The sequence below is a fragment of the Streptomyces sp. NPDC093261 genome (genome assembly GCF_044753645.1).
GTDB lineage: Bacteria > Actinomycetota > Actinomycetes > Streptomycetales > Streptomycetaceae > Streptomyces.
The window spans coordinates 38307-61434 of sequence record NZ_JBIVNO010000013.1 but is presented as its reverse complement, the minus strand read 5'-3'; the positions used below and the strand labels follow the sequence as shown (position 1 = coordinate 61434).

The 23128-nt window shown below is 71.9% G+C and carries 20 protein-coding genes and 1 pseudogene; 12 read left to right on the top strand and 9 right to left on the bottom strand.

All coding sequences use genetic code 11. From position 1 onward, the window contains the following. Positions 1–137: 137 nt before the first annotated feature. Positions 138–992: a GNAT family N-acetyltransferase gene (locus tag ACIP94_RS25310; protein ID WP_402429873.1), complete on the top strand. Its 855-nt coding sequence runs from the start codon at positions 138–140 to the stop codon at positions 990–992. A 398-nt stretch (positions 993–1390) separates the two neighbouring features. On the opposite strand, the gene ACIP94_RS25305 is transcribed toward ACIP94_RS25310, so the two are convergent. Then, positions 1391–1654, bottom strand: a complete 264-nt coding sequence (locus tag ACIP94_RS25305) for a GlsB/YeaQ/YmgE family stress response membrane protein (RefSeq protein ID WP_402429870.1) — start codon at positions 1652–1654, stop codon at positions 1391–1393. 318 nt (positions 1655–1972) lie between these two features. Between ACIP94_RS25305 and ACIP94_RS25300 the strand changes: the two genes are divergently transcribed. After that, complete coding sequence (locus tag ACIP94_RS25300) at positions 1973–3439, top strand: hydrolase (RefSeq protein WP_402429867.1); 1467 nt, start codon at positions 1973–1975, stop codon at positions 3437–3439. Positions 3440–3487: 48 nt separating this feature from the next. Here ACIP94_RS25300 and ACIP94_RS25295 read toward each other — a convergent pair whose 3' ends face one another. Beyond that, entirely contained in the window at positions 3488–6154 is a 2667-nt protein-coding gene (locus ACIP94_RS25295; protein WP_402430259.1) for a glycosyl hydrolase 2 galactose-binding domain-containing protein, read from the bottom strand. A gap of 266 nt (positions 6155–6420) precedes the next feature. Continuing rightward, positions 6421–7605 (bottom strand): ROK family protein, encoded by a 1185-nt coding sequence (locus tag ACIP94_RS25290; protein ID WP_402429864.1) that lies wholly within the window; start codon positions 7603–7605, stop codon positions 6421–6423. 203 nt (positions 7606–7808) lie between these two features. Here ACIP94_RS25290 and ACIP94_RS25285 point away from each other — a divergent pair, with 203 nt between their 5' ends. Next, positions 7809–9257 carry an APC family permease gene (locus ACIP94_RS25285; protein ID WP_402429861.1) on the top strand — a complete coding sequence of 483 codons (1449 nt, stop codon included), beginning with the start codon at positions 7809–7811 and terminating at the stop codon, positions 9255–9257. A gap of 120 nt (positions 9258–9377) precedes the next feature. Here the strand turns inward: ACIP94_RS25285 and ACIP94_RS25280 are convergent, their stop codons facing one another. From ACIP94_RS25280 to ACIP94_RS25265, 4 genes are all read right to left on the bottom strand, one after another. Next, the gene (locus ACIP94_RS25280; RefSeq protein WP_402429858.1) at positions 9378–9818 is read right to left on the bottom strand and encodes an SPW repeat protein; all 441 of its coding nucleotides are present in this window, start codon (positions 9816–9818) and stop codon (positions 9378–9380) included. 91 nt (positions 9819–9909) lie between these two features. Continuing rightward, positions 9910–10755 (bottom strand): YihY/virulence factor BrkB family protein, encoded by an 846-nt coding sequence (locus ACIP94_RS25275; RefSeq protein WP_402429855.1) that lies wholly within the window; start codon positions 10753–10755, stop codon positions 9910–9912. Positions 10756–11354: 599 nt separating this feature from the next. Then, positions 11355–12731 (bottom strand): cryptochrome/photolyase family protein, encoded by a 1377-nt coding sequence (locus ACIP94_RS25270; RefSeq protein WP_402429852.1) that lies wholly within the window; start codon positions 12729–12731, stop codon positions 11355–11357. Positions 12732–12805: 74 nt separating this feature from the next. Continuing rightward, positions 12806–14335 carry an SDR family oxidoreductase gene (locus ACIP94_RS25265; RefSeq protein WP_402429849.1) on the bottom strand — a complete coding sequence of 510 codons (1530 nt, stop codon included), beginning with the start codon at positions 14333–14335 and terminating at the stop codon, positions 12806–12808. Positions 14336–14706: 371 nt separating this feature from the next. On the opposite strand from ACIP94_RS25265, the gene ACIP94_RS25260 reads away from it, so the two are divergent. The 5 genes and pseudogenes from ACIP94_RS25260 to ACIP94_RS25240 all read left to right on the top strand — a co-directional run. Beyond that, complete coding sequence (locus tag ACIP94_RS25260) at positions 14707–14874, top strand: hypothetical protein (RefSeq protein WP_402429846.1); 168 nt, start codon at positions 14707–14709, stop codon at positions 14872–14874. Positions 14875–15326: 452 nt separating this feature from the next. Then, positions 15327–15410, top strand: coding sequence for a putative leader peptide (locus tag ACIP94_RS25255; protein ID WP_351348119.1), 84 nt, complete (start codon positions 15327–15329; stop codon positions 15408–15410). A 266-nt stretch (positions 15411–15676) separates the two neighbouring features. Then, on the top strand, positions 15677–15802 hold the full coding sequence (locus tag ACIP94_RS25250; protein WP_402429843.1) for a hypothetical protein: 126 nt from the start codon (positions 15677–15679) through the stop codon (positions 15800–15802). A gap of 53 nt (positions 15803–15855) precedes the next feature. Then, entirely contained in the window at positions 15856–16410 is a 555-nt protein-coding gene (gene ssuE, locus ACIP94_RS25245; protein ID WP_402429840.1) for an NADPH-dependent FMN reductase, read from the top strand. A gap of 39 nt (positions 16411–16449) precedes the next feature. Continuing rightward, positions 16450–16776: pseudogene (locus ACIP94_RS25240) on the top strand (hypothetical protein); the annotation flags it as partial. Here the strand turns inward: ACIP94_RS25240 and ACIP94_RS25235 are convergent. Further along, entirely contained in the window at positions 16732–17814 is a 1083-nt protein-coding gene (locus ACIP94_RS25235) for an acyl-CoA dehydrogenase family protein (RefSeq protein WP_402429837.1), read from the bottom strand. The pseudogene ACIP94_RS25240 and the gene ACIP94_RS25235 overlap by 45 nt on opposite strands. A 396-nt stretch (positions 17815–18210) precedes the next feature. Between ACIP94_RS25235 and ACIP94_RS25230 the strand changes: the two genes are divergently transcribed. Beyond that, positions 18211–19575 (top strand): phospholipase, encoded by a 1365-nt coding sequence (locus ACIP94_RS25230; protein ID WP_402429834.1) that lies wholly within the window; start codon positions 18211–18213, stop codon positions 19573–19575. Positions 19576–19652: 77 nt separating this feature from the next. After that, entirely contained in the window at positions 19653–20555 is a 903-nt protein-coding gene (locus tag ACIP94_RS25225; RefSeq protein WP_402429831.1) for an aldo/keto reductase, read from the top strand. A gap of 154 nt (positions 20556–20709) precedes the next feature. Here ACIP94_RS25225 and ACIP94_RS25220 read toward each other — a convergent pair whose 3' ends face one another. Beyond that, complete coding sequence (locus ACIP94_RS25220) at positions 20710–21396, bottom strand: phosphatase PAP2 family protein (protein WP_402429828.1); 687 nt, start codon at positions 21394–21396, stop codon at positions 20710–20712. A gap of 175 nt (positions 21397–21571) precedes the next feature. Here ACIP94_RS25220 and ACIP94_RS25215 point away from each other — a divergent pair, with 175 nt between their 5' ends. Continuing rightward, entirely contained in the window at positions 21572–21943 is a 372-nt protein-coding gene (locus ACIP94_RS25215; RefSeq protein ID WP_402429826.1) for a BlaI/MecI/CopY family transcriptional regulator, read from the top strand. Then, positions 21940–22869: a M48 family metalloprotease gene (locus ACIP94_RS25210; protein ID WP_402429823.1), complete on the top strand. Its 930-nt coding sequence runs from the start codon at positions 21940–21942 to the stop codon at positions 22867–22869. The genes ACIP94_RS25215 and ACIP94_RS25210 overlap by 4 nt, the downstream gene beginning before the upstream one ends. Positions 22870–23128 lie beyond the last annotated feature (259 nt).

Below are 23128 nucleotides of genomic sequence, written 5' to 3'. Positions count from 1 at the left end.
GCCGATGCGGGTAGATGGTTCTCGGCCACAGGGGGAGTCGACATGGCGGACGACTCCGGGATCAGGAAGGATGCTCCGGTGCGGTGCGGCCGATCCCCGCACCGACCGCCACACCCCCGACAGAACGGAGCGCGACGATGACCTCTGCGGGCCCCGAAGCCCTGGCCGTCACCCGGGCCACGCTCGACGACTGGCCGGTGATCAGCGGCTGGGCGGCGGACGAGGGCTGGAACCCCGGACTGTCCGACGGCCCGGCCTTCTTCGCCCAGGACCCCAGGGGCTTCTTCATCGGACGGCTTGGCGAGGAGCCCGTCTCGGCGATCTCCGTTGTCACCTACGGCACCGACTACGCGTTCCTGGGCTGCTACCTCGTACGCCCCGACCTGCGCGGCCGGGGCCTCGGCCTCGCCACCTGGAAGACGGGGCTCGCCCACGCGGGCGGGCGCACGGTCGGCCTGGACGGTGTCGTGGCCCAACAGGACAACTACCGCCGGTCCGGATTCGGGTATGCCCATCGCACCGTGCGGTTCACCGGGTCCGCCCCCACCGGGGAGGCGGCGCCCGGAGTGCGCCCGGCCGAGAAGGCGGACCTCGACGCCGTCACGGCGTACGACGGCGCCTGCTACCCGGCCGACAGGCCCCGCTTCCTGGACCACTGGCTCACCACCTCCGGTCACCGGGTCCTCGTCCGCGGCGACGGGGAGCGGCTGACCGGTTACGCCGTGCTCCGCCCGGCCCGCGACGGCCTGCGCGTCGGTCCGCTGTTCGCCGACACCACCGAGGACGCCGAGGCCCTGTTCGCCGCGCTCGGCGGCGAGGCCGCCGGCCGGGAGATCGCCATCGACGTTCCCGAACCGAACACCGCCGCCGTCGCACTGGCCGAACGCGCCGGCCTCACCCCGTCCTTCGAGACGGCCCGGATGTACACCGGCCCGGTCAGGCCGTTCGCGAGCGAGCGCGTGTATGGGGTGACCACCCTCGAACTCGGCTAGTCCCTGCCCCTGACGTCCGCGTCGGTTGCGGGCGGCCGTGTCCGTGCGCGGTCCGCCCGTCGCGGCTTCCACGAGCCCGTCGCGGTCCATGTCGGCGAGGTCGGCGAGCGGCAGCCGCGCGTACATCGGTGCCGGCATGGCCGGAAGTCCCGAGCAGCCCGAAAGCGACGGGCGCGCCGTCCGTGTCGGAGGCGAGGGGCGCCGGCCGCCGGATCGACGACGCGGTCGCGGGATCGGGCGGCGGGGTGCGCGGGGGCGGGAAGCACTCCGTGGCGGCAGAACGCGGGACGAGGGAAACCCGCGGAGCCCAGCCGCCAGGGCGCGCGACGAGGGAAGCCCGCGGAGTCCAGCCGCCACGGCGCTTCCCCCGCAAAGGAATTCGACGCGACGGAAAAGCGTCAGCGCCGCGCCCGCGCCCGGTCCAGGGCCGCGACGCCCAGGGCCGCCAGGCCGATCTGGATGAGCCACTCGATCCAGTCCACGCCCTTGGTGTTCGCCACGCCGAACGCGGCGGCTATGCCGGAGCCGATGAAGGCCGCCACGATGCCGACGACGATCGTCCACAGGACGCCGATGTGCTGGCGCCCGGGGACGACGAGCCGTCCCAGGACACCGATGACGAGCCCGATGACGATTGCGCTGATGATCCCGGAGATCTCCATCTTCGCCCCTTATCGTGAAGGTCTCTGCACTCCTGCAATGTGCCCGCTGAGCGCGGCAACAGTCCGTTCCGTTTCCATCTCCGGTCAACGTTCAACCTCCGGTCAACGCCGGGTCAATCCTCGCCCTGCCGGAGCGGCAATCTTCTGTTCCGCCTCCACGTTGCCATGTACCGTTCAACAGTCGGTCGCGCGGGCGGCGTAGAAAGGATTTCTACGCGCGCAGACCGCGGCCATGGTTCTACGCGCGAAGACACGGCACTCCACCCTGCTCGTTCCCGAACCCCCAACTCCCCTCGACTCCCCACGGAGGTCTGCCGGATGCTCCGACCCACCAGGTCCCGTCCCAGACTGACCACGGCCCTCGCCGTTTTCGGCCTGCTCGCCACGGGCGCCGCCCTTCAGGCGGCCACGGCCGCCACGCCGGCCCACGCCGCCACCCCGCACCGCGTCCTGTTCGACAACGCGCACGCGGAGACCGCCGGAAACGCCGACTGGATCATCTCCACCAGCCAGCCCGACCCCCTCGGCCAGGACTCCTCCCCGTCCGGCGAGACGGACTGGACCGGCGCCCTCTCGTCATGGGGCGTCGCCCTGCAGAAGACGGGCGACTACAGCCTGAAGACGCTGCCGTCGGGCTCCAGCCTCAGCTACGGCGGTTCGTCCTCGACCGACCTGTCGAACTTCGACACGCTCGTACTGCCGGAGCCGAACACGCTGTTCACGACGGCCGAGAAGACGGCCATCATGAACTTCGTCAAGAACGGCGGGGGACTGTTCATGATCTCCGACCACACCGGCTCCGATCGCAACAACGACGGCGCCGACGCGGTCAAGATCCTGAACGACCTGATGACCAACAACAGCGTCGACTCCACCGACCCGTTCGGCTTCTCCATCGACTCGCTGAACATCGCCTCCGGCTACCCGGCCGCCATCAGCGACAGCACCGACCCGGTCCTGCACGGTTCCTTCGGCACCGTCACCAAGAGCCTCATCGCCAACGGCACCACGGCCACGCTCAAGCCCTCCGACAACTCCTCCGTCAAGGGCCTGGTCTATCGCAGCGGTTACTCCGGCAACACCGGCGCCTTCTTCCTGACCAGCACCTTCGGCAGCGGCCGCGTCGCCTTCTGGGGTGACAGCTCGCCGATCGACGACGGGACCGGCCAGCCCGGCAACACGCTCTACGACGGCTGGAACGACTCCGGCGCCACCAATGCGGCCCTGGCCCTCAACGCGACCGCATGGCTCGCGGGCGGGAGCGGCGGCAGCGGTGGCGGAGGTGGCGGAGGTGGCGGAGGCACCGGCTCCTGCACCGCCGCCCAGCTCCTCGGCAACAACGGCTTCGAGTCCGGCGCCACCACCTGGAGCGCCAGCAGCGGCGTCATCACCGACTCCGGCAGCGAGTCGCCCCGCACGGGCTCGTACTACGCCTGGCTGGACGGCTACGGCTCCGCGCACACCGACACCCTGTCCCAGTCGGTGACCATCCCCTCCGGCTGCACCTCCGCCACCCTCAGCTTCTACCTGCACATCGACACGGCGGAGACCACCCGCAGCACGGCGTACGACACCCTGAAGGTCCAGGTCCTCAACAGTTCCGGGACCGTGCTGGGCACCCTGGCGACGTACTCCAATCTCGATGCCGGCAGCGGCTACACCCAGCGCAGCCTCAACCTGGCGAGCTACGCCGGGCAGAGCGTGACCCTCAAGTTCACCGGCACCGAAGGCTCCAGCCTTCAGACGTCGTTCGTCATCGACGACACGGCGCTCACGGTGAGCTGACCCGCTGAAGAGGGGTGGGCCCGCGGGCCCACCCCTCCCGCTCCCGGCTCACACCGCCGGCACGGTGTGCTCCGGCGTGTTCCAGCCCGAGACGCGCACGCCGGGCGCCGATCCGTGCAGATCGGCCGTCCGACAGGTGGCGGTCAGCGTCACCGATTCGCCCGGCCACAGGCTCACCTCGTTGTCCGACCACCGGACCGGCAGCACGGGCCTGCCCGCCGAGTCCACCAGGTGTGCGTCCGTGAGCAGCGCGGGCGTCCTGCCCGTCCCCGCGTTGCGCAGGGTGACCGTCGTGGTCGAGGTTCCGTCCGCGGTCGTGCGCGTGGACGCCGTGGCCGCGACCGGCACCTGCGCCATCGAGCCCAGTCCCGTCAGATCGGCGTAGCTCGTCGTCGGTGTGTAGTACCAGTCGGTGTGGGCCCAGTCGAGCGTGTCGGGCTTGGCGGACAGCCAGTACACATTGCGGCTGATCTCCTTGCCCGCCGAGTCGGTCAGCAACAGCCGGGCCAGATAGGTGGTCGTCAGGCCGCTCACCGACGAGGGCAGGGTGAGCGCGGTGGAGTGCGCGCCGTCCCCCGCGACGCTCACTCCGGTCACCGTCCGGTCGTACTTCTGTGTGCCGTCCGGGGTGAACAGCGTGACCCGGGCGGTCAGCCCGGACACGGACGCGTGCCGGTGGTTCACCACCACGACCGAGCGGTTGTCGTACGCGTACTGGACATGCAGCGGCTCATCGGCCTTCTTCGCCCCGAAGTAGGCGCCGCCCTGGTCGAGGTAACGGTCCGTCAACTGCCAGTGCAGCGATGTCCAGCCGCTGTTGAACATCCAGTAGATCACGCCCGTGGACGGCTTGGCGGCATCGGTGGCGTTGCGCTCGTACGCCTCGTACTGCGCCCGTACGTTCTCGTACTGCGCGAGCTGCGCCTTGCGTACGTAGTCCGTGAGACCGGTCGGCGGCCCGTACCGTCCGGCGAGCGCGTCGTCGTAGAGCTTGAGCGTGCTGAAGGTGGAGGACGGCGAGCGGTGGTACTGCTGGGCGCTCGCGTCCTTCCAGAGGGTGTCCAGCTCCGCCGGGGTCATCATGCGGCGCAGGGTGTCGAGGGTCGGGATGTCGGGGCCCGCGCTGGTCTCGGAGTTGAAGCCGGTGGCGCCGCCCTCGCGTTTTGCGTACCAGTAGTTCGGCGGGACCCAGTCATAGGGTCCCGTCATCTTCATGCCGGAACCGCCAAGCCGGGGCGAGGAGTTGTCCGAGGCGGCCGCGACCACCGGGTCGGGCCAGTCGGCGGCCTTCAGAGCGTCCAGGTAGTTCTTCTCGATGGTGGCGTCGGGTGCGAAGTCGCTGCCGATGAGGAACGAGACGACGCTCGGGTGGTCGCGCAGCCGGGCGGCCTCGGCGGCCATCGACGCCTTGGCGACCGGATAGTCGGCGGCGGTCCACTTCTCGCCCGGCTCGCCGCCGTTGACGTTGCCCTCCCACTTGTCGCAGCACTCCCAGCCGGGCAGCGTGAGGATGCCGTACCGGTCCGCGAGGTCGAAGAACTCGTCGGGCTCGATGTGCCCTTCGAGACGGATGGTGTTGAGACCCAGATCGAGGGCGTACTTGAGGCGGTCCTCGACATAGGTGCGGTCCCAGCGCAGGAACTCGTCCGGCGACCAGCCGCCGCCCTTGATGAGCAGCCTGCGGCCGTTGATGCTGTACTGCCGTGCGCCGTCGGAGTTCAGCGGCGCCTTCACCTCCCGGACGCCGAAGGTCTCGTGGGCGGTGTCCGAGGTGATGCCGGAGACGGACGCGGTGAGGGCCAGCGTGTACAGGGGCCGGCCGCCCATGCCGGCGGGCCACCACACCTTCGGTGAGGTCAGATGCAGACCGGGGACGTCGGCCGGGGTGAACGTGACCGTCTTCGACTCATGGGCGGCGAGCGGCACGTCCCGGGCGAAGGAGACCGTGCCGACGGTTCCCGAGAGCCGGGCGGTGACCGGGGCGTCCGAGTCGTTGCGGGCCAGTGCCTTGACCGTGACGTCCGCGGAGGCGAGCGAGGGCACATCGAGCCGGGTGACCACGTGCGCGTCGCGCAGCGCGACCGGGCCGCCGCGGCGCACCAGCACATCGCGGACGATGCCCATGTTCCGGTCGGGTGGCGGCTGGAGCCAGTCGATCCAGCCCATGGTCAGGTCCTTGTCCGGGTCGTTGGGCCTGATGCGGAAGGCCACGGTGTCGGTGCCCCGCCGGACCAGCGAGGTCACCTCCAGCTCATGGTGCGTGTACGCGCCCGTCACGTCCGCGGCCTGGGCGACCCGCCGCCCGTTGACATACACGTCCGCGGCCGAGATCACTCCGCTGAAGTCCAGGTAGGTGCGCTCGGACGGATCGGCGACCGTGAAGTCCGAGCGGTACCACCAGGGGACCTGGAAGTCGGCGTTCGGGATCTTCTGCTGGTTGGCCGAGTAGAACGGGTCGGCGTACACGCCGTCCGCGAACAGCGCGGCGAGGACCGTGGAGCGGGGGTCGGCCGGGTGCCAGCCGCTCGCCGGATAGCCGGGGGAGGAGACGGCGTCCGGGGGGTCCGTGACCTTGGCCGCCGACTGGATGGAGAAGCCGGACAGCGCGGTCGAGCTGCCGGGAGTGGAGGGGATCCGGGTGACCCGGGGGTGCGCGGCGGCGGAGCGCTCGGTGTGGGGCCCGGCCCACGCACCGGTCGTCAGGGTGCCCAGCAGGGCCAGGACGACGACGGCCGGGGCGAGACGGCGTGCGGTGCCGGGACGACGTCCGGTGCCGGGACGGAGTACCGGGGCCGGCCCGTGCCCGGTGGAGGGCTGTCCAGCGGCCGGGCGTCTTCCGGTGGCGGGGCGGTCTCCGGTGGCGGGGCGGTGGAACACGGGGTCTCCAGCCTCTTCGTAAAGTTAGGAAACTTTACTAACGCCGCCTCACGCTAGGGCGCCGGGTGCGCGCTGTCAATCGCCGTCGCGGAGGGGGAAGTTGGTCAGGTCGCCGTCGACCGACGCTCGAACACCACGTCCCGTGCCGTGCCCAGAGCGGTGGCCAGCGCCCCGAGCAGTACCGCGTCCTCGCCCAGCCGGCTCGGCACGATCTTCGGGCGGAGCGGGGTGAGGGCGCGCAGCGTCTCGCGCACGGGGCGCAGCAGCAGATCGACGCTGTGGCCCACCCCGCCGCCGAGCACCACCAGGTCGGGGTCGAGCACGGCCGCCGCGGCCGCCACCGTGTGCGCGATGCGCTCGCCCTCCAGCTCCACCGCCCGGGCCGCGGCGGGGTGGCCCTGCCTGGCCGCGTCGAACACCGCCTTGGCCGTGAGCTGTCCGGTCATCCCGAACGCCCGCGCCGACTCGACGACGGCCACGCCCGACACCGCGTCCTCCAGCGTCTGGGGCTTCTGCCGCCCCGGCCACGGCAGGAACCCGATCTCCCCGGCCCCGCCGCGCGCACCGGTGAACAGTCGCCCCTCGCTGACGACTCCCATGCCGAGGCCGGTTCCGATCAGGATGTACGCGAACAGCCGGCTGCCCCCGCCGACGCCGTAGGTGTACTCGCCCAGTGCCGCAAGGTTCGCGTCGTTGTGGACCTCCAGGGGGATGCCCAGTTCCTCGCGCATCCGGTCGAACAGTCCGGCCCGGCCCCAGCCCGGCAGATGCATCGCGTACCGCACGCGGCGCCGCTCCTCGTCGTACACGCCCGGCGTCCCCACCACGGCGTGCGCCACTTCCTCGATCCGCGTTCCGGAGCCGGCGATCACCTGCCGGGCGGTGTCGACGACCAGGTCGGCCAGCGCCCCCGAGGTGCGGGCCCGGTTGCGCACGTCCGACCGGGCCACCACCTCGCCGGCTAGGTCGGCGACCGCGATCCGCAGCCAACTTCGGCCGATATCGATGCCGAGCGCGTACCCGGCGGCCGGATCCGGCGCGTACAGCACGGCCATCCGGCCGCGCTCGGGCGTGTGCGTCCCGGCCTCGCGGACGAGTCCCGCCTCCTCCAGGGCGGCCAGCGCGCTGGAGACCGTCGGCTTGGACAGGCCCGTCTCCCGGGCGAGCTGGGCGCGCGATGCGGCCCCGGCGGTGCGCAGCCGGTCCAGAAGCAACCGCTCGTTGGTGCTGCGCAGCCGTCGGCGATTCCAGGGCTGGTCCGGTTGCTCTACGGCGTCGCTGGCGGGCATCGCACCATTCTCACGCATTCATGACACGCCCTTGACGCGTCTAGTAAGACTCCTTAACTATATCGGCCAGTCAGCCTCGCCGGGCGAGCCAAGGGGAGCCCAGCGCCGGCCGGATGCCCGCCGCCCTTGATCAGCGGGCCGCCCCGCGCGGCCGGCCCGCAGTCCGTACATCCCTCTCCCCGAGTCCCGTTTCAGGAGGTCCCGTGTCCGGTAGCCCGCCACCAGAGGGCGGTTTCGTCCGCCGTGTCGGCCTGTTCCAGGCGACCGCGATCAATATGAGCCAGATGTGCGGCATCGGGCCGTTCGTCACCATCCCGCTGATGGTCGCCGCCTTCGGCGGCCCGCAGGCGGTCGTCGGCTTTGTCGCGGGCGCACTTCTGGCGCTCGCCGACGGGCTCGTCTGGGCCGAGCTGGGCGCGGCGATGCCCGGCTCCGGCGGCAGCTACGTCTATCTGCGCCAGGCCTTCCAGTACCGCACGGGCAAGCTGATGCCGTTCCTGTTCGTGTGGACCGCGATGCTGTTCATCCCGCTGATCATGTCCACCGGTGTGGTGGGCTTCGTCCAGTACCTGGGCTATCTCACGCCGCATCTGAGCCGGACCGCCGGTGACCTGACCGGGCTCGGCATCATCGCGCTGGTGGTCCTGCTGCTGTGGCGGGGCATCGAGAACATCGCCCGCATCACGGCGGTGATGTGGGCCGTCATGATCACCTCCGTGCTGCTGGTGATCATCGCCGCGGCCTCGGAGTTCAGTCCCCACCTGGCCTTCACCTACCCGGCGCACGCCTTCGAGCTGACCAGCGGTCACTTCTGGCTCGGCTTCGCGGGGGGCCTGACCATCGGCATCTACGACTACCTGGGATACAACACCACGGCCTACATGGGCGCGGAGATCAAGGACCCGGGCCGTACGCTGCCGCGCTCGATCATCTTCTCCATCCTCGGCATCATGGCCATCTACCTGCTGCTCCAGATCGGCACGCTCGGCGTCGTCGACTGGCACCGGATGACCGACCCGAACGACATCGCCTCCACGTCGGTGGCATCGGCGGTGCTGGAGAAGACCTGGGGCAAGGGCGCGGCGGACACGGTCACGGTCCTCATCCTGATCACGGCGTTCGCGTCCGTGTTCACGGGCCTGCTGGGCGGCTCCCGGGTGCCGTACGACGCTGCCCGCGACCGGGTCTTCTTCCGCCCCTACGGCACGCTGCACCCCAGGCACCGATTCCCCATGCTGGGCCTGGCCACCATGGGGGTGGTCACGGCGATCGGCTTTCTGATCGGCCGTCACACGGACCTGGCCACCCTGATCCAGTTGCTGACCACGGTGATGGTGCTCGTCCAGGCGCTGGCGCAGATCGCGGCCGTGACGGTGCTGCGCGGACGGCAGCCCGGGCTGCGCCGCCCGTACCGGATGTGGCTGTACCCCGTGCCGAGCCTCGTCGCTCTCGTCGGCTGGCTGGTCATCTACGGCTACGCGGACAAGAACTCGCCGGGCCGCCACCCCATCGAGTGGTCCCTGGGCTGGCTGGCGCTCGGCTGCGTGGCGTTCCTGGTGTGGGCCCGGCTGGAGAAGGTCTGGCCGTTCGGGCCGAAGGAGATCGTGGAGGAGTACCTCGCGGCCCCCGAGGCGGAACCCGCGAGCGCGTAGTCCCCGAGGCGGAACCCGTGGGCCGGTTCGCTGCCACGGGCCGGCCCACGGATGTGCGGGACGGGTGTGCCCCGCGGGTGTGCTCTCGTGTGCGCGGTGCTCGACGACGCGCGGGAACGGCTACGGGCGTGGAGTGGTCTTCATCACCACTCCCGCGCACAGCATGCCCAGCACCACGGCCAGGGCGCCGATGACGATGTTGTTGACCACGACTCCGGTGTCCGGGGCCGTGCCGACGATCCACGGCGAGATGATCATCCAGGTGCCCAGCGCGCACATGGCCCAGCTCAGGCCGTACATACGCTCCGGCATGATGGTGAACCCCAGAGCCAGCAGACCGATCGCGATCCCCATGATGAGGTTGTGCGTCACCAGCGGGGGCTGGCTCGTCGTGTAGTGGAGTATCCACGGGGACGCGGCGCAGTACAGACCGAGCAGGAACACCGGTCCGTCCATGAGTGCCACATCGCGTCCGCCCAGCATACGGGCGTAGCGGGCCCGCATTTCGTGGATGTCGGGGTGGGTCGTCATGTCCCCTCTGGTGTGCGAGACGTGAGCCATCACTCGTCTCCTTCGGGTTCGCAGGCATGACCGCGCCTGGTGCGGTATGCGGTGAAGGGCTGCGTACGTCCAGTGTGCTCTTATTTTTTCTTTATGTGTAGATGCGGGTGGGTCGGCTCTCCCGCTCGGCACGCGTCAGTTCGGCCGTGAACTGGGCCCCCGCCAGCAGCGACAGATGGGACATCCACAGCCACACGAGGAAGACGACCACACCCGCCAGGGACCCGTAGAGCCTGCTGTAGGCGCCGAGCCCGTCGGCGTACGCCGTGAAGCACACGGAGGCGGCCAGCCACAGCGCCGCCGCGAGCACCCCGCCCGGCACCGCATGGCGCAGGGTGCGGGCCTGCGGCGGCCCGGTCCGGAAGAGGACCAGCACCAGCAGCGCCACCAGGGCCACCAGCGCGGGCCAGCGCAGCAGGACCCAGACGGTCTCACTCGCCTCGCCGAGGCCCGCCCACCGCCCCAGCGCCCGCACCAGCGGACCGCTCAGGACGAGCAGCAGCGCGCTGCCGAACAGCAGGGGCAGCAGTGTGACGGCCGTGAGCAGGATCCGGTGCGCCTTGCGCAGGGCGGGGCGGTTGTCCGCGACACCGTGCTGGTCGTGCAGCGCCCGCCGGAACACCGCCAGATAGCTGGAGGCCGACCACAGCGCGCTCGCCCCGCCGCCGACGGCCACGGTCACCGCGGCGGACCGCTCGCCGGCCAGGCGGCGCAGCGTACTGTGCAGAGCCGTCCCCGCCTCGGCCGGCGCCCAGGCCGTGACCCGCGTGATCAGCGCGTCCGTGAGATGCGGGCTGACCGCCCCGATCACGGAGAACGTCATGAGGAACGTGGGCAGCAGGGCGAGGATGGCGTAGTACGTCAGAGCCGCGGCCCAGTCCGACACATCGTCCCGCCACATCGCCACCGGTGTGCGCCGCAAGGCCGTCCACAGCACCGGCCACGACCGGCCGGTCCGGGTGAGCGCGCGCCGGGGTACAGACGGCGTGTCCACACCGGCCGGCGCGCCGACCCGCCGCAGCCATGGCCGTCTCCTGGGGGATACCGACGCCTGCCCTTCCACCACTGCCCTCTCCGTCCGAGCCGCGTCACGCGCGACCGTGCGAACCACCGCCGGGTCCCCGCCCGCGCGGAGTGCCGGGCGGCGGACCCGTCTCTCACCCCTTCCCTCACCCGGGAACGTAAGGCCATGCCGTCACCCGGTCGAAGGAAGCCCGGTGCGGGATTCGGCGGCTTCCTGGGCGTGGGGCCCCGCAGACCGCCAGATGCCGCCGGAGCGCGGCCCGTTCGGGGCCGGGAGCGCGTCCGGAGGGCGACCCTACCCTGGTGACCGAGCGCCGCCGGCCCGTCATGTGGCCGTCACGGCATGGGCGTGAAGGGGGCGCGCCGGCAAACGGCCGTCCTGCTGGGCGGCCCCGGTTGGGCGGGGCGCGGGACGCAGGGCCTGCACCGGCCGTCCGGACTGCGGGACGCCCTCACGGCACTGGCCGCCGGGTTCGCGCCGCCCGTGGGCCAACGCGCGCCGTACCGGGCCGGTCACTCGAAGCCGCGGGCCCGCCTGAAGCGGGCCAGGCCCTCGGCGAGGTCGACGATCGGGTCCGGGTAGGCGTCGTAGGCGGCGCGTTCGGGGCCGCGCAGTTTCCACGGCTCGTGCACCAAAGGCGCGTCGAGCCCGGCGAGTTCGGGCACCCAGCGGCGTACATACGCCCCGTCCGGGTCGTGGCGCCTGGCCTGGGCGACCGGATTGAGGACCCGGTTCGGCCGGGTGTCGGTGCCGGTTCCGGCCATCCACTGCCAGTTCAGCTGGTTGTTGGCGAGGTCGCCGTCGACCAGCAGCCGGAGGAAGTGACGGGCGCCGACCCGCCAGTCCACGTAGAGGGTCTTGGTGAGGAAGCTCGCCGTCAGCAGCCGGGCGCGGTTGTGCATCCACCCCTCGTGCCGCAGTTGGCGCATCGCCGCGTCGATCACCGGGTAACCGGTCCGGCCCTCCCGCCACGCCTCGACGTCCGCGCGGGCCGCCCGCTCCGAACGCCAGCGGTCGTGCTTCGTGCGGTAGTCGCAGGTGGCCGCCTCCGGCCGCGCCGCCAGGACCTGACGGTGGAAGTCCCGCCACGCCAGCTGCCGTACGAAGGCGTCGGCGCCCGGGCCGCCGACTCGCCGGGCCCGGTGCACGACTTCGACGGGGGAGAGCGTGCCGAAGTGCAGATGCGGCGAGAGACGGGACGTGGCATCGCCCGCCAGGTCGTCGTGGCGCTCCTCGTACGCCGTCACCCCGCCGCGCAGCCAGGCCGCGAGCCGCTTTCTGCCCTCGCTCTCGCCGCCCGGAGCGAGCCCCGGGGAGACCTCCGCGAGCTCCGCCCGCACGGGGAGTTCCTCGGATCCGACGGCGTCCGGCACCCGGACCGTGCGGGGCGCGCCCAGGGTGTCGCGCAACCGCTGCCGGGACCACTGCCGGAAGTACGGCGTGAAGACGGCGAAGTGGTCCGAGGAGGCCGGGGTCACCTCGCCGGGCGGCACGGCGGCGGTCACGGTGTCGTGAACGTGCAGCCGCCGCCCCTCCGCCTCCAGGGCCCGCCGCAGCCGCGCCTCGCGCCGGTGGGCGTAGGCGCTGACATCGGCCGCCATGCGCACCTCGTCGGCGTCTGCCTCGGCTGCCACCCGGCACACCTCCTCGACGACGTCCCCCGAACGGACGACAAGACGGCCGCCCCGGGCCCGTAGACCCGCGTCGAGGTCCCGCAGGCAGTCGGCGAGGAACACCAGCCGGTTCGGCGCGGCGAACCCGGCGGCGGCCACGGCCCGGTCCCGCACGAACAGGGGCACCACCTGCCGGGAGCCGTCGAGGGCGGCCCGCAGCGGCGGATGGTCGTACAGACGCAGGTCCGAGGTGAACAGGACGACCGAGACGTTCATGGCGCGCACTCCGGGGACGCAAGGGGATGTGGCTGTGCTCTGCTTCCGTCCGGGGGGCCCGATGGATGCGGGCGTCAGCGGACAGTGGTGCCGTCCTCGGTGGCGAGCGCCGGGGCCCGGGCCGCGGCCTTCGCGATATTGCGGGCCATGCCGCCGAAGACGACGGCGTGGAAGGGGGAGACGCTCCACCAGTAGACGTGCCCGAGGAGCCCGTGCGGATGGAACAGGGCCCGCTGCCGGTACCGAGTGCGGCCCTGCTCGTCCCGCTCGGTGCACATCTCCAGCCAGGCCAGCCCCGGCAGCCGCATCTCGGCCCGCAGCCGCAGCAGATGCCCCGGTTCGATCTCCTCGACCCGCCAGAAGTCCAGTGAGTCGCCGGCCCGCAGTCGCTCGGCGTCTCGTCGCCCCCGGCGCAGTCCCACCCCACCGACCAGCCGGTCCAGCCATCCCCGTGCCGCCCAGGCGAGGGGAAAGGAGTACCAGCCGTTGTCCCCGCCGATGCCCTCGACGACCCGCCACAGGGCCTCGAGGGAGGCGTCGACCGTCAGCTCCCGGCGATCCGTGTAGAGGCTGCCACCGGCCCAGTCGGGATCGGTGGGCAGCGGGTCGCTCGGTGCGCCGGGTGGCGACGCGGACGACCAGCGGGTCGTGACCTGTGCGTCGCGGACCCGTTGCAGGGCCAGCCGGACCGCCTCGTCGAACCCGATGGGATGCCCCGCCGGGGCGGGCACATAGCGGTCGATGTCGTGCTCTTGGCAGACGACCTCATGGCGCAGCGACTCGGTGAGCGGCCGGGCGATGGACGCGGGCACGGGCGTCACCAGTCCGACCCAGAGGCTGGACAGGCCGGGGGTGAGGACCGGGACGGGCACGATGACGCGAGGTGGAAGACCGGCGATCGCCGCGTACCGGGCCATCATCTCCCGGTACGTCAGCACGTCCGGCCCTCCGATGTCGAAGGCCCGGTGGACGTCGTCCGGCATGCGCGCGCTGCCCACCAGAAGACGCAGCACGTCCCGCACCGCGATGGGCTGGATCCTGGTGCGCACCCAGCGAGGGGTGACCATCACGGGCAGACGCTCGGTGAGATAGCGCAGCATCTCGAAGGAGGCCGAGCCCGAGCCGATGATCACGGCGGCCCGCAGCACGGTGGTCGGGACCCCCGAGTCCAGCAGGATGCGGCCCACCTCGGAGCGCGAACGCAGATGCGGGGAGAGCTCTCGCTCGGGGACGCCCGCGGGTGTCAGACCGCCGAGGTAGACGATGCGCCGTACGCCCGCGGCCCGTGCCCGCTCCCCGAAGATCCGCGCAGCCGTGCGGTCCGTGTCCTCGAAGCCGCTCCCCGTGCCGAGGGCGTGCACCAGGTAGTACGCGACGTCGATGCCACGCATGGCCGCGGCGACCGACTCCGCCCGGGTGACATCTCCGGGCGCCACCTCGACCTCGCCCGCCCACGGGTGGTCGCGCAGTTTGCCCGGGGAGCGGGCCAGACAGCGGACCCGGTGCCCGGCGGCGAGCAGCTCCGGGACGAGCCGGCCGCCGATGTATCCCGTGGCGCCGGTGACGAGGCAGCGCAGCCCCGGTCCGGCCTCATCGCCGTTCATCGGTTCTCAGTCCTCGATCCTCGGTTCTCGATCCTCGGTTCTCGATCTGGGGTTCTCGATCTGGGGTTCTCGATCTGGGGTTCTCGATCTGGGGTTCTCGATCCTCGTTCCTCGATCCTCGTTCCTCGGACGTCGTCGTCGACGTCCTTCGGTGATCCCTTCCCCGCGCGGGGGCCTTCCGGATGCGCCGGGGGGAGTACCACGAGGTCCTCAGGTCAGGGGCGGGTCCGCTCCAGGGGCCCGGCGGCCACGAGCCGTCGGGTTTTCACAAGCCGGACATGTCGGCGTGGATCGAGGGCAGGCGGATTGTACGAGAGTTGCCGGTTCGAGTCGACGGTCGATGCCGGTCGACGCTGGAGGTGTCTGCCGCTATGGGCGCGAAGGTGTTGGAGCGGTTTCCCGCGGGTGCTCCGCGCGGAGCGTGGCCGGCGGAGGAGTACGCGGCGGCGCGCCGTGCCGAGGGTGAGCCCGCGAAGGTCGTCATGGATCTGAAGTCGGACGCGTTCCTCGTGGTGGTCCCGGCGCGCGACGACGACTGACCGCACGGAGCCGGGGAGACGGACGCCCTCTCCCCGGAAGCCGTTGGCCCATCCGGGCGGATCGCTCGTGTCCGGATGGCAGAGGCCGTCCTTGAGCCGCACCGGTCGCGCCGGACACGGACGGGACGTTCCGGATTGCGCCGGCCGCCGATGCGCCAACGCGGCTTCATCGCGGACCGGGTGTGGGTCAGCATCTCGATCAGTGCGTGCACCGTCGTGTCGCGGTGGTCGGCGCAGATCTGGATCGCAGGTCCGGATCACCGGGTCTCCCTGGACCTGAAGGACTTTCGGCGCAGCGCGAGGGCCACCGCTGACGGACGATCACCTCCTACCGATCACACTCCCCGACCGGCAGGCGCACGCCAGTCGTGACCCATGCCGGCCCGTGACCGCGAGTTCAGGGTGAAGGTGCTCCTTGACTGTCCGAGTCGGCGGCTGCCACGATCGACGGCATGACGATGCGACTGGACCTCACGCGGCGACGCCATGTCGACCTCGCGCGTGTCTCCAGCGCCTCCTGTCGCACTGCGGCCTGATCGCCCTCCGGTCCGCCGCGTTCTCCCGGCACATGTCCGCGCGTTGACGCGCAGGTGACCCACGACGCTCCCGGCGCCCGTGCGGACGTGTGCGCGCACTCCGTCCCCGGATTCGTCGCGCCGCCGTCGCGTCGTGGCCCACCACCCAACCGCGTCAGGGCCCTGCCGCAGCCGCAGCCGCGGTGCATCCGCGCCCTGCGCGCGATCCGGGCCGAGGTCCTCGCCGAACCAGCCGGTGACTTCGGCCGGTAGCCGATCGTGGACGCGTGCTGCCCCTCGTCCGGGAATGGAGGGCCGGCAGCGACCGCGGCGGCGACACCGACACCGATACCGACACCGGCGCCGACAGCGGCACCGGCGCCGACAGCGTCACCGCCCCGGCGCACGCCTGATCGGCCCTCTGACCGCCCGCCCGACCGCTCCCACCCTCCCGAAAGAGGACCACGTGGCCACCGTTCTGTCCGTCTCCGGCAGTCCCTCCGTCTCCTCCCGAACCCACAGCCTGCTGCGCCACCTCGACCAGCGCCTGATCGCACAGGGGCATCAGGTGGTGCCGCTCGACATCCGTACGATCCCCGCAGAGGCTCTGCTCGGTGCCGACTTCCGACACCCGGCCATCGTCGAGGCCACCGAGCTGTTCGCCCGGGCCGACGGGGTCGTCGTCGGCACCCCCGTCTACAAGGCCTCGTACTCCGGCGTCCTCAAGGCGCTGCTGGATCTGCTTCCGCAGTACGCCCTCACGGGCAAGACCGTGCTGCCGCTCGCCACCGGCGGCAGCACCGCGCATGTACTGGCCATCGACTACGCCCTGCGCCCCGTCCTGAACTCCATGGGCGCGGCGCACATAGTGCAGGGCTGGTTCACCCTGGACAAGGACATCACCGTGCGCGAGGACGGCTCCCTGACTGTCGCCCCGGGCGCGGGGGAGGCGCTGGCCCAGGTGGTCGACCAGTTCTCGGCGGCCCTCGGCCCCACCCCGCTGCTGGCGGCGGCGGGGTGAGCGGCACGGTAACGGACCCAGGACGCGCCCCGCGGCGCTGACTTCCTCCGGATCCGCCCCCGCCCCTGGGCCGGGATCGGCCTGACCCGCGGCGGAGCGGGCACCGCCCTCGTCGGCAGCCATGACGAGGTCGCCGAACGGTTCAGGGAGTACACCGCCCTCGGCATCGAGGAGTTCGTGCTCTGGGGCCATCCGCATACGGAGGAGGCGTACCGGTTCGGCGAGGGTGTGCTGCCGGGGCCGGCGGGTCAGGGGTTGTGGCGGCATCCGTCCGGGAAGGGGGCCGAGACCCCCGCCCAGGTACCGTTCGCGAGCGGTACCTCAGCCTGCGGAGCCCGGCGCATCGGTGGGGCCGGGAAACCCTGAGAGATGGCCGAGGTGGGCGCGGCGGACCTCGGCCGTCTGCCCCTGCACGAGCAGGAACATCGCCTCCCGGGCCAGCCGCTGGGCCCGGCTGTCCAGGCCCATGGACCGGCCGCCTCCGGCCACGAGCGCGGCGGTGGTCGCGGTCCGCATCAGATCGTGGGCCCGCAGCTTCCACGCGAGCCGCTCCTCGATGCGCTCGTGCGGCACGGGGTGGTCCCACAGGGCGTAGGCCTCCCGCCGTGCCTCGTCGAGACGGCCCCGCAGCGAACGGGCCGTCTCCTTCGCCTCCGGGTTGCCCTCCAGCAGATCGAGCGCGGCGTACGCCACGCCGAAGACGGCCGGGGAGGCGTTGGTGTTCCGGGGCCGGTCCACCAGGGCGAACTTCTCCCGCGGGGTGCGCAGCACGACCGACTCGCCCGGCAGCCACAGGCCGTGCAGATCCAGCGAGACCGTGCGGGCGGCGGTGAGCGCCGCGAGCCGCATCGGCGGCGAGGGGCGCAACCCCGGCTGCTCACGCGCCTCGGCGAAGGCGAAGACCACCTCGTCCGCCTCGGAGACGCCCGCGAGGAGCATGACGTCGTTCAGCGTCCACCCCGTGTACCACGGCACGGTCCCGTCGAAGCGCCAGCCGTCCCGCTCGGGCATGGCCCGCACCGGGATCCGGGGGAAGGCGCGGACGTGGGCGTAGGCGATCCCGGACAGCAGCTCGCCCCTGACCAGCGGGCCGAGCAGCCGCTCGCGCACGGGCAGTTCCGTCGACGCCAGCAGCTTGACCGGCGTGTAGTGCTGCGTCAGCACGAACCACGTCGAGCAGCAGGCCCCCGCCAGGATCTCCGCGGTCTCCCGGGCCACCGCGGCGGGCGCGTCCGCCCCGCCGTACTCCGCCGGTGCGGTCACCCCGAGCAGTCCGGAACCCTTGAGCGCCTCGATATGGCTCGCGGGTACGCCCTCCTGGTCGACCCGCTCCGCCTGTGGTGCGAGGAGACCGTCGGCGAGCCGGCGGGCACGGACGACGAGCGGGTGCGCTGCGGTGGTCATGAGAGGCATTCTCCGTCAGTGGCCCTACGCGCCCGGTGCGATCCCGCCGAACGAGGGAACCGCCCGGCCTCCGGCCGGACGAGGGACCGGTGGGGATCCGGCCGGGGAAGGAGCCGACCGGCATGCCCCGCGCTGCATTGACTGGTCTAAACCCTTGACTGGTGCAGATCAACGCGGTTGAGTGTGCCTCCGCAACCCCCCACCACGGCCGCCCCCACGCCGTGACCGGCCAGACCGGTGCGTGCGCGCAAGGACCGCCCTGCTGCGTCCTTGCCTGGGAGCGGCCGTGTCCGGGTTCTCGGAGCTTCACCCGGCGGCAACCTTCCCTGTCGGCGTCCGACCGCCGGGCATGCTGTCATGCACCTGACTCTGCCTAGCCGAACGAAGGGCTCTGCCATGCGAACCCCCCACGCCCTGCTCGCCGCGGCCACCGCGCTGACCGCCGCGGCGGTGGCGCCCCCGTCCCACGCGGCCACCGCGGTCCCCGCCGCCGGTTCCTACTACGTGCAGAGCGCCACCACCGGGCTGAACGCGGCCGACAACGGGGGCGCCGTCGAACAGCACAACCCCAAGGGCAACGAGGACCACCAGCAGTGGAATCTCAGAGCCGCCGGATCCTCGTACGTCCTCGAAAGCGCCGACACCGCGGGCAGTTGCCTCGGCCGCTCCGGGGACCAGGCCCGCACGGTCGCCTGTGCGAGCGCTGACGCGGCTTGGGAGGTCGCTCCGGCCGGCGGCGACCAGTACACGCTCAAGGCCCCCGGAACCGAGCGCTATCTGACGGTCGCCGCCAAGCCCTCCGGCGCCGGCTACCCCGCGCAGCTCGCCGTGGGCGCCTCGGGCGGCCTCGCCTCCTGGTACCTCACGCCGGTCACGTCCCCCACCGGTCCCATGCCGGCCCCGGATCAGCGCACCCTGGACCAGGTCACGTTCCTCACCGCACACAACGCGTACGCCAACGGCGTCGACGGCGGCTTCGCCCCGCCCTTCGTGAATCTGGTGCCCAACCAGACCCGCGGCATCAACCAGCAACTCGCCGACGGCGTACGCGGGTTCATGCTGGACATCCATCAGACACCCGACGGGGCGATCCTCTGCCACGACAGCTGCACCCTGGTCAGCAAGCCGGTCGCCCTGTGGGTGGACGTCCAGCGCCTCGTGGACTTCCTCAAGGCGCACCCCGACCAGTTCGTCACCGTCTTCCTGGAGGACTACGTCGATCCCGGCGTGCTGCGCAGCGAACTGGCCCGGGTGAGCGGCCTGTCGGATGTGCTCTACCGGCCGGACCAGACGGGTGTGCGGCAGAACGGCTGGCCGAAGATGGCCGATCTGATCGCGGCGAACCACCGGCTGCTGATCTTCACCGACCACAGCCGCTCCTCCGACGAGGCCGCCGGACTCACCCGCGACAGCTTCGGTGTGATGTACCAGAAGGACTGGACGGTGGAGAACTACTGGTCCATGGGCTCGGGCCTCGGATCCTCCGACTGGTCCTGCTACAGCCGCTGGTACGACGCGAACACCACCATCCCGCTCACCCGCACCGAACCCGGCTTCCGCCCGCTGTTCGTCATGAACCACTTCCGTGACGCGACGATCGCGGCCACGGCCCAGACCGACAACACCAAGCTCACCGACCGCGCTCAGCGGTTCTGCCAGCCCGCCGCCCGCAAGAAGCCCAACTTCCTCGCCGTCGACCGCTACGACCTCGGGAACCCGGCGGCCGCCGTGAACACCCTGAACACCTACACCTATCCGTAAAGCACTCCCGCGCACATCCGTACAGCGCTCCGTAAAAGCGCGTGCGCCGGGCCGAACGGTGTGCGCATCATCCGCGGATGACCCCACAGACGATCACCGCGGATGCCGCGGGCACCTGGAAGCTGGGCGACCTGCCCGTCCACCGCATCGGTTTCGGCGCGATGCGGCTGACGGGCAGCGCCGCCTTCCACCTCGGGAGGCCGAGCGACCGCGAGCGGTCCATCGCCGTACTGCGCAAGGCCGTCGAACTCGGCGTCAACCACATCGACACGGCCGCCTTCTACTTCTCGTCGCTGCGTTCCGCGAACGAGCTGCTGAACAGCGCGCTGGCGCCCTACGACGACCTCGTCATCGTCACCAAGGTCGGCCCCCACCGCGACCACTCGGGGGAGTGGGGCACCCCCGCGCGGCCGGATCAACTGCGCGGGCACGTCGAGGAAAACCTGCGCCAGCTCGGCCGCGACCACCTGGACGTGGTCAACCTTCGCCGGATGCGGAGCTGGGACTCGATCGCCGAGCACTTCGGCGCGCTGGCCGAACTGCGGGACGCCGGGATGATCCGGCACCTCGGCATCTCGGGTGTCGAGCCCCGGCACCTCGCGGAGGCACAGGCGATCGCGCCGGTGGTGTGCGTACAGAACCAGTACGGGCTTCACGCGCCGGACCCGGACGCGGATGAACTCCTGCGACTGTGCGGTGAGCGGGGCATCGCGTTCGTGCCGTTCTACGCGGTCGCCGGGAGCGGTGGCCCCCGAGGGCCGGCCCGCGACGAGGGGGACGAGGTCGGCGCCGTCGCGCGGGCGTACGGCGCCACGCCCGCCCAGGTCCGGCTGGCCTGGACGCTCCGGCAGGGCCCCCATGTCCTCGCCATCCCGGGCACCGGTGACCCGGACCACCTCGAGGAGAACGTGGCGGCGGGCGCGCTGCGGCTGACGGACGAGGACATCAGCCGCCTCGACGCGCTCCGCCGGCGGGTGTGAGTCCGGTGTGACTCCGGGGTGCCGGGAGCCACACCGGCTCCGGTGCGCCACCAGCGGCAGGGCGGACTTGTCACCACCGCCGGGACGCCCGATCCGAACGTCGAGGAGCGGACCGGATCCGCTCACGTCGAGGGGAGGCCGGATCCGGATCCGCTCACGTCGGGGGGGAGACCGGATCCGGATCCGCTGTGCCGGTCAGGCCGCCGCGCGGGGCGAGCCGGGCGGCGGCCCAGGTGCACAGGCCCAGCCAGCACACGGCGAACAGCCAGCCGCCCAGGACGTCGGAGAACCAGTGGACGCCCAGATAGACCCGCGTGAGGCCGACGAGCATGCCCCAGGTGAGAACGGTCATCAGGAGCACCGTTCTACCGCGTGGGGCGCGGGCCCGGATCGCGAGGACCAGCAGCCCCGCCGTGATGGCGGCCGTCGTCGTATGCCCCGAGGGGAAGGACCAGCCCGACGCCTGGGTCACCCAGTCCCGCGTGGCCGGGCGAGGGCGCGCCACCAGTGTCATCACTCCATACCGCAGGCTCTGGCCCGCGGCCAGACAGACGACTGCGGCGGCCAGGCACAGGACCCGCCGGCGCGGTGTGCGTCCGGCCAGCAGACCGGCCAGGGAGGCCAACAGATACGGGACGACTCCCGTGCCCGTGAACGTCACGGCCCGCGCGGCTTCGACCACCGTGTGCGGGCGGTGGCCCACCGACCATGCCAGCAGCTTCGCGTCGCCGTACAGCGGGGAACCACCCCGCCCTGTCACGGTCAGCGCCAGCAGGACGAACGCGGCGACGGCGCCCACCGCCACCGAACCGGCGAGGTCCGCCGTGTCCGGCCGCCTCACGACGCCGCCCGCATGACGTCGAGCGCGCGCTGCGGTGCGGTGCGCGATGCTGCGCCCATGCTCGTGGGCCCCTTTCATAATGGACGTGCGGGACGGCCCCGTCCGGACCCGCGAAGACTACAATTCTGTAGACGGTCTACGGAAATGTAGACGATCACGGGGTGAGGAAGGTTCCATGACCGAAGCGAGGGACGAGCGTCGCCCGGCGGGCGAACTGGAAGCCGGCGTCATGGCCGCCCTGTGGGCCGCGGGCGCTCCCCAGACCCCCGCTGAGGTCCAGCTGAGCCTGGGCACCGGTCTCGCCCGTACGACGGTGACGACCATCCTCTCCCGGCTGCACGAGAAGGGCGTCGTCGACCGCAGACGCCAGGGCCGCGGCTACGCCTACTTCCCCGTGCAGGACGCCCACGGCCTGACCGCCCGGCGGATGCACACCGAGCTGGACCGGGACAGCGACCGGCACACCGTGCTGGCCCGCTTCGTCGCCCAGCTCAGCGAGGACGACGAGCGCATCCTGCGGGACCTGCTGGAATCCGGTGAGCAGTGACCTTCCTGCTGCTCATCCCGCTCGCGCTGCCGTTCGCGGCGGCGCCGCTGGCCCGCCGCGCCCTCCAGCGCCTCGCACCGGCGACCGCGCTGTGGCTGGTGACCGGTGCCATGGTCGTCCTCGCCTGCTGCTCCCTGACCGCGCTGGGTGCCTTCGTCCTCACCGGACTGCTCAAGCTGCCGCTGTTCGCCGCGCTCGGGGAACTGGTCCGCCCGCTGCGCACCCCGTCGGACCTGCTCGTCCTGCCGGCGGCCGCGTTCTCCGTGGGGGCGCTCGCCGTGAGCCTGTGGACCGTGTGCCACACCGCGACGCGCCAGGCCCGGGCCTTCCGTGCCGCCACCACCGAGGCGGACCGCCGCTGCACCGTCGGCGACCTGTGCGTCATCGACTCCCCGCACCCGGACGCGTACGCCCTGCCCGGACGCCCGCACCGCATCGTGGTCACCACCGGGATGCTGCGCAGCCTCAGCTCCGACGAACGGGAGGCGCTCTTCGCCCACGAGCGCGCCCACAACGCGGCCGGACACCACTACTTCCTCGCCGTCGCCGAACTCGCCGGGCTCTGTCACCCGGGGTTGCGGCCCATGGGCGCGGTCATCCGGCTCGCCGTCGAACGCGCGGCCGACGAGGTCGCCGCCGCGGCGGTCGGGAACCGGCGGCTGATCGCCCAGGCGATCGGCCGGGCCGCGCTCGCCACCCGGGCCGCCCACGGCGAGCGGCCGTCCTTCGCCCCCGCGGCGACCGCCGGGCCCGTCCCGCAGCGTGTCGCCGCGCTGCTGGCGGCCCCGCGGGCGCCGCACCGCACCGCGCGCTGGATCGCCACGCTTCTGGTCGTCTGCGCCACGGTCTCCGTCTGCGCCTCGGCGACCGGGATCATCGGCTTCCATCACGAGGTCGAGGTCGCCCAGGGCGAGGAAGGCCCCTGACCCATCGAGGAAGGCCCCTGACCCATCTGGGTCGGGGCCTGTCCCTCGGGGGGAGCCTGCCTGTCCCCGGGGGCGCCTGCCCGCTCACCCGGCCACGGCCGCGTACGGGCCGGACCGCGGATGCGGCCTGTACCCAGCGGCTTGCACCTGCACCCAGCGCTTGCATCCAGCGGCTTGCCACCAGTGCCCCGCCCGTCGCCCGCGCCAAGCCACTTGACGGGATGCCGTACGCTACGTGTTACGTATAACGCCGTACCCC